This window comes from Tenacibaculum singaporense (genome assembly GCF_003867015.1).
In the GTDB taxonomy this organism is placed as follows: domain Bacteria; phylum Bacteroidota; class Bacteroidia; order Flavobacteriales; family Flavobacteriaceae; genus Polaribacter; species Polaribacter singaporensis.
In genome coordinates this window covers 2,402,192-2,415,619 of record NZ_CP032548.1, presented here as the reverse complement: position 1 = coordinate 2,415,619, position 13,428 = coordinate 2,402,192, and the positions used below count along the sequence as shown (strand labels likewise).

At 32.3% G+C, this 13,428-nt stretch carries 9 protein-coding genes; 6 read left to right on the top strand and 3 right to left on the bottom strand.

Going from position 1 to position 13,428, the window contains the following annotated elements; genetic code table 11:
• The first annotated feature begins 5 nt into the window (after positions 1 to 5).
• The 5 genes from D6T69_RS10720 (at position 6) to D6T69_RS10700 (ending at position 7,834) form a co-directional block, all read left to right on the top strand.
• A complete protein-coding gene (locus D6T69_RS10720; protein ID WP_125067728.1) occupies positions 6 to 344 on the top strand; it encodes a hypothetical protein in 339 nt (112 codons plus the stop codon).
• Between the two features lie 121 nt (positions 345 to 465).
• Complete coding sequence (locus tag D6T69_RS10715) at positions 466 to 4,776, top strand: CusA/CzcA family heavy metal efflux RND transporter (RefSeq protein WP_125067727.1); 4,311 nt, start codon at positions 466 to 468, stop codon at positions 4,774 to 4,776.
• A 10-nt stretch (positions 4,777 to 4,786) separates the two neighbouring features.
• On the top strand, positions 4,787 to 5,980 hold the full coding sequence (locus tag D6T69_RS10710) for an efflux RND transporter periplasmic adaptor subunit (protein WP_125067726.1): 1,194 nt from the start codon (positions 4,787 to 4,789) through the stop codon (positions 5,978 to 5,980).
• Positions 5,981 to 6,067: 87 nt separating this feature from the next.
• Positions 6,068 to 6,967: a cation diffusion facilitator family transporter gene (locus D6T69_RS10705; RefSeq protein WP_125067725.1), complete on the top strand. Its 900-nt coding sequence runs from the start codon at positions 6,068 to 6,070 to the stop codon at positions 6,965 to 6,967.
• Positions 6,968 to 7,003: 36 nt separating this feature from the next.
• Positions 7,004 to 7,834 (top strand): prohibitin family protein, encoded by an 831-nt coding sequence (locus D6T69_RS10700; protein ID WP_125067724.1) that lies wholly within the window; start codon positions 7,004 to 7,006, stop codon positions 7,832 to 7,834.
• 64 nt (positions 7,835 to 7,898) lie between these two features.
• On the opposite strand, the gene D6T69_RS10695 is transcribed toward D6T69_RS10700, so the two are convergent.
• Positions 7,899 to 9,689, bottom strand: a complete 1,791-nt coding sequence (locus D6T69_RS10695; RefSeq protein ID WP_125067723.1) for a DEAD/DEAH box helicase — start codon at positions 9,687 to 9,689, stop codon at positions 7,899 to 7,901.
• 125 nt (positions 9,690 to 9,814) lie between these two features.
• Positions 9,815 to 11,173, bottom strand: coding sequence for a TlpA family protein disulfide reductase (locus tag D6T69_RS10690; protein WP_125067722.1), 1,359 nt, complete (start codon positions 11,171 to 11,173; stop codon positions 9,815 to 9,817).
• A gap of 177 nt (positions 11,174 to 11,350) precedes the next feature.
• Between D6T69_RS10690 and D6T69_RS10685 the strand changes: the two genes are divergently transcribed.
• Positions 11,351 to 12,973: an ABC-F family ATP-binding cassette domain-containing protein gene (locus tag D6T69_RS10685; protein WP_125067721.1), complete on the top strand. Its 1,623-nt coding sequence runs from the start codon at positions 11,351 to 11,353 to the stop codon at positions 12,971 to 12,973.
• 59 nt (positions 12,974 to 13,032) lie between these two features.
• On the opposite strand, the gene D6T69_RS10680 is transcribed toward D6T69_RS10685, so the two are convergent.
• A complete protein-coding gene (locus tag D6T69_RS10680) occupies positions 13,033 to 13,311 on the bottom strand; it encodes an STAS domain-containing protein (RefSeq protein ID WP_125067720.1) in 279 nt (92 codons plus the stop codon).
• Positions 13,312 to 13,428: the final 117 nt, after the last annotated feature.

Sequence of the window (13,428 nt, the reverse complement as noted above, 5' to 3'; positions counted from 1 at the left end):
GATTAGTGAAAAAAAGCATCATCATATTATTAACCTTACTGTTAATAGTGCCTCCTTTACAGGCACATACTGATGCTGTGGTTTTTGTAGCTGAATCAGAGGTGTATCATGATGAGTTAAACGAAGAGCATCAAGATGAACATCATCAACATGATACTGAAGAAGAAAAAAACAAAGAACATCACCATCATTGTAACGTAATTACAGTTACAGCAGATTTTATTCCGATTGATTATAGTTTTGATATTATTCCTTTTTTTGAAATAAGAAACAGGATTAACTTCTATCAAAATACATACTACAACTCATACTTGTCGGCTATTTTCCAGCCACCCAAGTCTTAATTCTATTTTATTATTAAAAACAGCGGTAGCTCTTGTGTAAGCAAGAACTACAAACTGTTGTACCGATTATTTAATAATAACCGGTAAAAATTATGTTACAATAGAATTAAATCAATACAAAATGTTAGATAACATTATCAAATTTTCAATTAAAAATAAATTGATTATTGGAGCATTGGTTGTCGCATTAATAGGCTGGGGAATCTACTCTCTAAAACAATTACCTATTGATGCAGTACCAGATATTACCAATAATCAGGTGCAAATAATAACATCTGCACCCTCACAATCAGCCCAAGATATTGAACGTTTAGTTACGTTTCCTATAGAAATCACCATGTCAAACATTCCAGATATCGAAGAGATTCGTTCCTTCTCTCGATTTGGATTAAGCGTCGTTACAATCGTTTTTAAAGAGAGTACCGATATTTATTGGGCACGTCAACAAATTAGTGAACGATTGATAGAAGCCAAAAATCAAATTCCTGAAGGAGTAGGAACACCTGAAATGGCGCCTGTAACCACAGGATTGGGTGAAATTTATCAATACACACTATACGCTAAAAAAGGATATGAAAAGCAGTATGATGCAATGGAGTTACGCTCTATTCAAGACTGGATTGTACGTCGTCAACTTTTAGGAATTGAAGGAGTTGCAGATGTAAGTAGCTTTGGAGGCTTTTTAAAGCAATACGAAGTAGCTATTGAACCAGAACGCTTACAATCGTTAAATGTTAGTATAAATGAGGTTTTTGAGGCACTATCTAAAAACAATCAAAATACAGGAGGGGCATATATAGATAAAAACCCGAAAGCGTACTTTATTAGAAGTGAAGGATTGATAAAAACTCCAGAAGACATCCAGAATATTGTCATAAAAAACAATGTAAATGGAACACCTATTTTAATGAAAGATATAGGTAAGGTTCAGCTAGGACATGCGGTAAGATATGGTGCAATGACAAGAAATACCGATGGAGAAGTGGTAGGTGCTATTGTTATGATGTTAAAAGGAGCCAATTCTTCAAAAGTGATTGAGAATGTAAAAGAAAGAATAGCACAAATAGAAAAAAGTTTGCCAGAAGGAGTTGCTATAAAACCCTTTTTAGATAGAACTAAATTGGTAGATAAAGCCATAAAAACGGTATCAACCAACCTTGTTGAAGGGGCTTTAATTGTCATCTTTATTTTGGTGTTGCTGTTAGGAAACTTACGAGCGGGGTTAATCGTAGCATCGGTTATCCCGTTAGCAATGTTGTTTGCTATTAGTTTAATGAAAGTGTTTGGGGTTTCTGGAAACTTAATGAGTTTAGGAGCTATCGATTTTGGTATTATCGTAGATGGTTCGGTAATTATAGTAGAGGCAACACTGCATCATTTGGGGTTAAAAAAATCAGGAACGCAGTTAACCCAAGATCAAATGGATGATGAAGTGTACGAATCGGCTTCAAAAATAAGAACAAGCGCTGCTTTTGGAGAAATTATTATTCTTATAGTGTACTTACCAATTCTTGCTTTAGTTGGTATTGAAGGGAAAATGTTTAAACCTATGGCATTAACCGTAAGTTTTGCAATTTTAGGAGCCTTTTTGTTATCACTTACCTATGTACCTATGATGAGTTCGTTGTTTTTAAAGAAAACAATCAATAACAAGAAGAATATTTCAGATAAAATCATCACAGCATTACAAAATGTATATACTCCAATACTCAACTTTGTGTTAACTCATAAAATAAAAGTAGTAATAGGCTCAGTCGCTATTTTTATACTCAGTTTAGTCACTTTTTCTAAAATGGGATCAGAGTTTATACCTTCTTTAGATGAAGGAGATTTGGCTGTGCAAGCTATTGTATCAACAGGAAGTTCACTTTCATATACCATAGATGTTTCCAACCAAGCATCAGCACTGTTAATGAAAGAGTTTCCAGGTGAAATAGAGCAAATTGTAAGTAGAATTGGTTCTTCTGAAATTCCTACAGACCCAATGCCCATAGAGGCTTCAGACATCATCATTATTTTAAAAGAAAAAGAAGAATGGACAAAAGCTAGCACAAAGAATGAACTGACAGAAAAGATGCAGCAATTGTTAGATGAAAACATGCTAGGTGTTTCTTTCGGTTTTCAACAGCCTATTCAAATGCGATTTAATGAGTTGATGACAGGAGCTAGGCAAGATGTTGTACTTAAGATTTATGGAGAAGATCTAGACAAATTGGTAAAATATGCCAATCAATTAAGTAGAATAATTCCAGATGTAGAAGGAGCAGAGGGTGTGTATGTTGAAAAAATGACTGGATTGCAACAAATTGTAATTGAGTATAACAGAAGTCAGCTAGCGTATTACGGACTCAACATTGAAGACGTAAACACTACCGTAAATGCAGCTTTTGCAGGCCAAAGTGCAGGATCAGTATATGAAGGTGAAAAACGTTACGATTTGGTAGTGCGTTTAGCAAAAAATAGAAGAGCTAGTATTGAAGATATTCGTAAACTATACATAACAACTGCAACGGGGGCACAAATTCCGTTAACAGCAGTAGCGTCTGTAGATTTTAAAACGGGACCAAACCAAATTCAAAGAGATGATGCTAAGCGTAGAATAACAGTTGGTTTTAATGTAAGAGGACGTGATGTAGCTAGTATTGTAAACGAATTAAAAAGCAAAGTTTCAGATAAAATAACATTCGATCCAGGGTACTATATTACCTATGGAGGAACTTTTAAAAATTTAGAAGAGGCTCGTGCCAGATTAGGCGTTGCAGTACCAGTAGCGTTATTACTCATCTTTTTGTTACTGTATTTTACGTTTAAATCGATTAAACAAAGTGTATTGATATTTACTGCCATACCGATGTCTGCTATTGGTGGAATTTTCGCCTTATGGTTACGTGGAATGCCTTTTTCAATTTCAGCAGGAGTAGGTTTTATAGCCTTATTTGGTGTAGCGGTGTTAAACGGAATTGTTTTAATTGCTGAATTTAATCGTTTAAAGGCCACTGGAGTATCAGACCTTACAGAAATTGTGAAAAAAGGAACTTCGGTGCGTTTACGTCCTGTAATTATGACAGCAGCTGTGGCTTCGTTAGGGTTTTTACCTATGGCATTATCATCATCAGCAGGAGCGGAGGTGCAAAAACCTTTGGCTACCGTAGTGATAGGAGGATTGGTGTCTGCAACTTTATTAACCTTACTTATTTTACCTGTGTTGTATATGCTTTTTGAAAAGAAAGTCAACTTAAAAGCGAAAAAGAGTATAGTAACTATTGTAGTATTTGCAATAGGAGTTTTTGGAGTTCGAGCACAAGAAGTGCCTCAAAAGTTAACAGAACAACAAGTTATTGAATTGGCTTTGCAAAAATCAGTATTGATGAAAAAGTCAGCTTTATCTCTTGAAAAATCGAAAGCAGGTATAAGTAAAGCGATTGAATTGAACCCAACAACGGTTCAATACCAAGATGTCGGTGTAGCTAATGGTATAGCGGAAAAAGAATGGTCTGTTAATCAAAACTTCGGTTCTATTTTAACTCATATTCAAAAAAAGAAGTTGGCTAAAGAGAAAAATAATTTAGCAAGCATCAATAACAACATAGCAAAGAAAGAAACAGTAAGAAAGGCTAGAAGTTTATACCAGCAATGGAATTATTTGTATGGATTGTTATCGCTAATAGAAGAGCAACAGCTTAGTACCAATCAAATAAAAGAAATAGCTGGTAAGTTGCATGCATCTGGAGAAATAGGAGGATTAGAAAATGATTTAACCTCTTTACAATCGCTAGGAGTACAGTCACAAAAGAACAAAACATATAAGGATTTCATTCAAGTAGAAAATGAACTAAAGCAATTATTACAAATTGATTATTTGATACAACCGCTTGAAAAACTACCTCAAAAAAAGGACTTTTTAATTCAAAAAGACTCGTTGTCAAAAGAATTTATCAAAAGTTTAGAGCAACAAAATAAGGTAGCAGCTAAAGGTGTGTCTGTAGCAAAATCAACATATTTCCCTGCATTAACAGCTGGTGTAATTAATAGAAAAACAGGAAATGAGAACAGTTATACAGGTTTTAATGTAGGAGTAAATATTCCACTTTCTTTTTGGTCTAATAATGCAAAAATTAAAGAGCAAAAAATTATACAAGAAGAAATAGCTTATGAGAATAATAACAAAGCTATGGTAATTCAGAATAATTATAAAAGCTTACAAGAACAGCTTATTTATTTAAATGAAGAGTTGGTAAGTATTCATTCAACAGTTACACAAGCGCAAAAGTTTATAAAAAAACTAGCATTAGCTTATAAGGTAGGAGAGATTGATGCATATCAATATAACCAGAGTTTTACCGCTTATTTTCAAGTAATGCAAAACTATTTATCACTGGTTAATAATTTTAACCAAACTGTAATAGCCTACGAGTTTTATATAAAAGAATAAAAATATACACATGAAAAAATTAGTAATAATATTAGTAACTATCATTATTGTTGTTAGTTGTAATTCAACAAAAGAAGATCATTCTGATCACGATCATGCAACAGCAGAAAAAACAACACAAAATGTAACGAACGATGAAGATCATAATGAAAATGGAATTCATTTAACCCAACAACAAATTGTTACAGCCAAAATAGAGACAGCTGCAATCAAAAAAAGAAAGATTAGAGAAAAAGTAGCAGTAACTGGAACGATAGAGGTGCCACCACAAAGCAAAGCCACTATATATGCGCCTTTAGAAGCGTTTGTTTATAAAACAGATTTGTTACCTGGTGATAAGGTGAAAAAAGGACAAATAGTAGCGGTATTACAGCATCCTAACTTTATAGAGTTACAGTATGTTTACCTTGAAGCGGTAAATAAACTAAAAGTAGCTAAGGCAGATTATGAGAGAAAGAAAATGTTGTTAGAAAATGATATTACTTCCAAAAAATCATTTCAAATAGCAGAAGGAAGTTATCGATCTGCAAAAAGTTTAGCGAATAGCTATGCATCACAGTTAAAAATGGCAGGATTATCGCCTACTACAGTGGCAGCCAATGGAATTCAGCAATATGTGTATGTAAAGGCTCCAATTTCTGGTTATGTTGTAGAGAACAATTTGAATAAAGGAATGTTTTTAGCAGCTAACTCAGAGATGATGGAAATAATAGATAATGATCATATGCATGCAGAATTAAATGTTTTTGGAACGGATATAACAAAAATAAAAAAGGGAGATGAGTTCGAGTTTCAACCATCTGGAATAGATGTAGCTTATAGAGGGTATATAAAATTGATTAGTCAGAAAGTAAATGACCAAACGAAAACGGTAAATGTACATGGACATTTTGAAGACGAGCAAAATCGATTAAAAGCAGGCATGTTTATCAATGCTCAAATTTTGTTAGGAGGAAAGGAAGTGTACGCAGTTCCTGAAGAAGCAGTCATAGAAAATGAAGGAGAGAACTTTGTTTTTGTTAAAAAGTCAGCAGATGAATTTATACCTGTTGAGGTAACTGTTGGAGGTTCGGATAATGGATTTGTAGCAATAAAAACAATTCAAGAAGATAACTACAACGTAACTATTGTAACTAAAGGAGCACACTTTTTAAAAGGAAAGTTATTACAAATGGCAGGCGGAATGGAAGGTCATGCCCATTAACAAAACAACAAGCGATTATTTAATCCATAATCGCTTGTTTAGTTGTAATGCATCTTTTTTATACATTTAAAGTCAATTTATAAAAACATGGGACACAACCATAATCATTCACATGGAAACTCTACAGGGAATATAGCTGTAGCTTTTTTTCTTAATCTCGCTTTTACAATTATTGAATTTATTGGAGGCTTCTATACCAATAGTTTGGCTATTATGTCTGATGCACTGCATGATTTAGGCGATAGCTTAAGTTTAGGACTATCCTGGTATTTTCAAAAAAAATCGACAAAAAAGGCAACCAAGAAGTATTCTTACGGGTATAAACGGTTTTCTCTTTTAGGAGCTATTATTAATTCGATAGTATTAGTGATAGGTTCAGTATTTATTATTAAAGAAGCAATTCCTCGAATTATCAATCCAGAAAATGCAGATGCCAAAGGTATGATGTGGTTAGCTGTTTTAGGAATTATAGTTAATGGAGCAGCTGTATTAAAATTAAAAAAAGGAACTTCAATTAACGAACGAGTAGTTTCATTACATTTATTAGAAGATGTGTTAGGCTGGGGAGTAGTATTGATTGCAAGTATTGTAATGCAGTTTTGGGATGTACCAGTATTAGATCCTGTTTTATCTATCGCTATTGCTGGTTTTGTACTGTATAATGTGTATAAAAACATAAAAGAGAGTCTTAGAGTTATATTACAAGGAACTCCTGAAAATGTTTCTGTAGAAGAAATTCAACAAAGAATAGTTTCTATGAAAGGTGTAAAGAGCATTCATGATTGTCATTTATGGACTATGGATGGGGAATACAACGTGTTTACAGCCCATTTAGTACTAGAAGAAAAAGAAATGTCTTGGGAAAAAAGCCATGAAATAAAACAAGAAATTAAACAGGTTTTACATGATGATTTCCATTTAGAACATATTACTCTTGAACTTGAATTTACATCACAAGAATGCGATTATGAAAACTGTGGTTCATAAATTTAATTGTACATTTGAGTATAAAACAAATAAAAAATGACAAGAAATCAAGTAGAGTTAAAGTTTCCGAAATTTGGATTGTTAATTCCTGTAGCCATAGTTTTGATAATTTTTATAGCAAAATCTACGGTAACAATAAATTCAGGAGAGGCAGGAGTATTGTATAAAACGTTTGGAGGAGGAGTTGTAACAGATGAGCCACCATTAGGAGAAGGTTTTCATGTAGTTGCTCCATGGAATAAAGTGCATGTATATGAAGTAAGACAGCAAGAGCTTTTTGAAAAAATGAAAGTGTTGTCATCTAACGGATTAGAAATTCAAATAGACGCCTCGGCTTGGTATCAACCAGTTTATAAAGATTTAGGAAACTTACATCAAACGCTAGGTGAAAATTATTTACAACGAGTAATTCAGCCAGCAATTCGTTCAGCAGCGCGTAGTGTAGTTGGTCGTTATACACCAGAGCAATTATACTCTAGTAAAAGAGATGCTATTCAAGACGAAATTTTTGTAGAAACAAAGAAAATTTTAGAAAAGCAATATGTTCAATTAAATGAGGTTTTGGTTAGAGATGTAACTTTGCCTCCTACAATTAAAGAAGCAATTGAACGAAAATTAAAACAAGAGCAAGAATCTCTAGAGTATGAGTTTAGATTAGTTACAGCTCAAAAAGAAGCAGAAAAGCAAATAATTGAAGCCAAAGGTAAAGCTGATGCCAATAGAATTTTAAGTGCATCATTAACCGATAAAATTTTACAAGACAAAGGTATTGAAGCGACCAATAGATTGGCTAACTCAAATAATAGCAAAGTGGTTATTATAGGTTCTGGGAAAAGTGGAATGCCAATTATTTTAGGAAATCAATAAAATAAGTTTAGTGTATAAAAAAAGCAACTCATTTGAGTTGCTTTTTTATTTGATTGCTTTTAAATTAATCTCTTCTACGCTTTCTACCAAATCCTGCAGCAGGCTTGTTATCACTTCTTCTTGAAGAGTTATTTTCGTTACGTCTTCTACCAAAACTTTTTCTGCTATCAGTAGGCTTATCACTTCTACGTTTTTTACCATTAAATCCACCACCACTTCTACGTGATTTTCTTCCACCACCACTACGGTCGTTTTTAGTAATTTCGATATTCACTGATCGTCCATTAAAATCTGGATCATTAGCAGTAAAAGCGTCTAAGGTTTCTTTTTCAAAGTTCTTATCGATTTCAAAGAAAGAAAAAGTATCTAAGATATCTATAGCACCAATTTCAATCTTATCACCAATGTTCTGATCGTTGATTAAACCAATTAACTTGGCTGGGTTTAAACGATCTTTTCTTCCTAAATTGATAAAGAAACGGGTCATGTTTTCACTAGAAGAACGTCCTCTTGAATTTTCTCTTGAAGATAAGTTGTTTAAATCAGGAGCATTTTCGTAGTAAGATAAGAAGGTGTTGAACTCTAAAGAAACAAACTTTTGAATTAACTCTTCACGACTTAAATCTTCTAATTTTTCGTAAATACTTGGTAAAAAACCTTCAATTTGTTCTGTGTTTACCTCAGTATTATGAACCTTATCAATTAAATGAAACAATTGATTTTGACATATTTCCTTGCCAGATGGAATAGGAGTGTGAACAAATTGTTTTTTTATAATACGTTCAATAGGACGTAACCTACCTTGTTCTTTTTTGCTTACTAAAGCAATAGAAATTCCCTTATTACCAGCTCTACCAGTTCTACCACTACGGTGGTTGTAGTTTTCAATTTGATCTGGTAATTTATGATTGATAACGTGCGTTAAATTATTAACATCTAATCCACGAGCAGCCACGTCAGTAGCTACTAATATTTGAATATTCTTTTTACGAAACTTCTCCATTACAGAGTCACGTTGAGCTTGTGATAAATCACCATGTAAAGAATCAGCATTATAACCATCTCTAATAAGATTATTAGCTACTTCTTGTGTTTCTCTACGTGTTCTACAGAAAACAATTCCGTAAATATCAGGGTTTAAATCAGCTACTCTCTTTAAAGCAGGGTAACGAGTTTTTTCGTTTACTAAATAATACTCATGACTAACGTTATCGGAACCTTGGTTTTTTTGCCCTGATGTAACCTCTACAGGATTGGTCATGTAGTTTTTAGCTATATCTTCTACTTCTCTAGGAAAAGTAGCAGAAAACAATAATGTTTGTTTGGTATTTGGTGTAGCTTCTAAAACTTGGTCTAATTCATCTTTAAACCCCATGTTAAGCATTTCATCAGCTTCGTCAAGTACTAACCATTGTACATTACCAAGCTTTAAAGCTCTTCTTTTAATTAAGTCTACTGTTCTACCAGGAGTACCAACAACTATTTGAACACCTTTTTTAAGTTTTCTTATTTGCTCTTCAATATTAGCCCCACCATAAACAGTAGCTACTTTCAAATTAGGTAAATACTTTGAAAAATCTTCAATGTTTTTTCCTATTTGTACTGCTAGTTCACGAGTAGGAGATAATATAATTGCTTGTGTGTGTGTGCTTGTTTGATCAGCAAGTTCAATAATAGGTAAACTAAAGGCAGCAGTTTTACCTGTACCTGTTTGTGCAAATGCTTTTAAATCTTCAGTTGAAGAAATTATCTGCGGAATTGCTTTTTCTTGAATTACTGTTGGCTTTTCATAACCTAAATCGGTTAATGCCTTATTGATAGGTTCTTGCAAACCTAAATCTAAAAATGTTGACATACTGTGTTTTTAGAGAACCCACAGATGCCCCTCCGCGAATTCTATAATTAATATTAATTAAATCGTTTAGTACGATTTTTTTTGGACGGTGCAAAAGTACACTAAATAAAATGAATAGAGGTTAACTATTTTATTTTTTGTAAGTTATTGATTTCTATACTTATATCTTTAGCTGATAAACTAGTGTAACCATTTTGAATAATTCCGTTTTTATCAACTAAAATCATACGAGGAAATTTACTGGTGGTGAAATCGCATACAGCACTCTCACTAGGTATGGTGTATTGGTATTTTACATCTACATTTTTAGTAAATCTTTTAGAAGAGTCACATAAATTAACTAGTATAAAGTTAACATCAGGATTTTTCTTAACTAAGTAATTAAAACGAGAAGAAACCCAATCGTCTGAGGCATACTGATAGTTCTTTAGTAAAACAACAGTATTTTTACCTTTAGATATACTCTTAAAGTCTTTTAATTCACCATCAGCAGCAATTAGTTTAAAGGAAGGTAAACGCTCTCCTTTAGTTAATATTTTTAAATCATTAATTAAACGTTGAACATTTTTTTTATGCTCGTTATTGGTATTTAACTTGAAGAAAGTAAAAAATGCTTCGCTTTTCATTTCACTACTTGGTTCTTCATAAAAGTTACGAATAACAGCATTATATAGCATTTTATTTTTAACAGTTTCAAGAACTACATTTTCATCAATAGAGTGTAATAAGTCTTGTATAAAATTTTCTGATTTTGCTCCATTATTCTTTAAGTAAGCATCATTTTGTATTTTCTTAATAATGAATCTGTAATATGGGCCATAAAACATTAAAGAGTCTTTATCAGTTGGAGCATTCCTGCGATACTCAAAATAAGAGCTATCTATTTTTTCAGATGTTTTTTCTTTTAAGTTTTGTATGGCATACTCTTCTAGTTTAGCATACAAAGGAAAGTTTAAAGAAATATTAAATATATCTATAAAACCTGAAGCATCATTACTACGAGTTTTGTAGTTTTCAAAAATAGCGTTCTTGATAGATTTCATCGAGTCTATTTTTGCTAAAAATTCATTTTTAGGCAAAGAAAGATACTTAGAAGTATTTTTGTAATCTTGCTCGTACTGTAAAAAAGACTCAATTAATAAGTTGTTTCGCTCAGCATTAACACCACTAAAAACCAAAGATTCGTCAAAATCCCAAGTATTTAACCTAATAAGTAAACTATCAGAAGGTTGCATATATACATATTGAAGTTCATTACCGTGATGAAATATGTATAACCCTTCTTTAAAATTATTATAGCTTTCTATAAACGTATTGTTCTTATTAAGTGGAATGGTGTCGTTAAAATCATAATTATCAGACAATACAACGAAGTCACATTTAGGATTGATGATTTTACCCCCAAAATAGGTAGGCTTATTTTTATTGGACTCGTTACATCCAATAAATACAATTAATATGAGAGGTATAAAATACTTAATCATGATTTAAATTACCCTAAATATTAGAGTTCAAAAATAGATAACTCTTTAATATTAGGCTGTTAATTCGTTGTTAAAAAGAATTAAAACGAGCCAAAAGTAATATGTTAAAAACTTTCATGCAAATTCTTTTATAGTCTTTAGTTTTTATACTTTTGCACGGAATTAAAAAAAATATACATGTTATCAGTTTCTAATTTATCAGTTCAGTTTGGAAAACGTGTTTTGTTTGATGAAGTAAATACTAAGTTTACACAAGGAAATTGCTACGGAATTATCGGAGCAAATGGAGCGGGAAAATCTACATTCTTAAAGATTTTATCAGGAAAACAAGAACCTACTTCAGGCCAAGTTCATTTAGAACCAGGAAAAAGAATGTCTGTACTAACACAGGATCATTATGCTTTTGATGAGTATACTGCCTTAGAAACTGTGTTGATGGGAAATAAAGAGCTACACAAAATAAAATCAGAGATAGATGCTTTGTATGCTGATTATTCTGATGAAAATGCAGAGAAAATAGGAGAGTTGCAAGTTCGTTTTGAAGAAATGGATGGTTGGAATGCTGATGCTTCTGCTGCAAGTTTGTTATCTAACTTAGGTATTAAAGAAGAAGATCATTATACATTATTATCAGAACTAGATTCGAAGAAAAAAGTACGTGTATTATTGGCACAAGCGTTATTTGGTAATCCTGATGTGTTAATTATGGATGAGCCTACAAACGACTTGGACTTCGAAACGATTGCATGGTTAGAGAATTTCTTAGCAAATTATGATAACACAGTAATTGTAGTATCTCACGACCGTCACTTTTTAGATGCCGTTTGTACACATATTTCTGATATTGATTTTGGAAAGATTAATCACTACTCAGGAAATTATACATTCTGGTATGAATCTTCTCAATTAGCAGCTAAACAAAGAGCGCAACAAAATAAAAAGGCAGAAGATAAGAAGAAAGAATTGGAAGAATTTATTCGTCGTTTCTCTGCAAACGTTGCAAAATCTAAACAAGCAACTTCTCGTAAGAAAATGATAGAGAAATTAAATGTTGATGAAATTAAACCTTCTTCACGTCGTTATCCAGCGATTATTTTTGAAAGAGATAGAGAGGCGGGAGATCAGATTTTAAATATTGAAGGATTATCAAAAAAGGACGCAGAAGGAGAGTTATTATTTTCGAACGTAGATATTAACTTGAATAGAGGAGATAAAGTAGCTGTTATTTCTAAAAATTCAAAAGCAACTACAGCTTTTTATCAAGTAATTTCAGGTAATGAAGAAGCCGATTCAGGTAAATATAGTTGGGGTGTAACAACTACTCAATCATATTTACCAGCAGATAACTCTGCTTATTTTCAAAATGGAGAGTTAAATCTAGTAGATTGGTTACGTCAATACGCACAAACTGAAGAGGAGAGAGAGGAAGTATTTTTAAGAGGTTTCTTAGGAAAAATGATTTTTTCAGGTGAAGAGGCTTTAAAGAAAAGTAATGTATTGTCTGGAGGAGAGAAAGTACGTTGTATGTTATCTCGTATGATGATGACTAGAGCTAATATTTTAATGCTTGATGAGCCAACCAACCACTTAGACTTAGAGTCTATTCAAGCGTTGAATAACTCATTAATAAATTTTAAAGGAACTGTCTTGTTTACTACGCATGACCACGAGTTTGCGCAAACAGTAGCTAATAGAGTTATAGAAATTACACCTAAAGGTATTATTGATAAGTACGCTACTTTTGATGAGTATTTAGATGATCCTAAAGTAAAAGAATTAAGAGAGAAGATGTATTCTTAAGCTATTATAAACTACTTTAAAAATACAAAACAGCCGCAATTAATATTGCGGCTGTTTTGTTACGCCACATCTCTATAATATAATTCATCTATAATATCTTTTGAACCCTTGCCACAAAAAAGTAAATTCTTTTCTTTTTTTATTGAAAATTGATACGCTTCGACTATTGAGTTAACTCCAAGAGTATCAATATTGGTAATATTACCTATATCAACAATAATGTTTTTATATTTCTTTATAAAAGAATAAATCATTATTTCAAAAAGCTTCACATTAGAAATGGTTAAATCACCTGATATTCTTAAATAGTTGTCAGAACTTTTAATTTTGAACTCCATAATACATAGTTTTAAATTTATACGATAAAACTACAGGATGTTTTAAGTGTGGGTTATGTTAATTCGTTAACAATTAGATTTTTGTCGTTGGTTGGTTAATTTAGAAAGATAAATAGG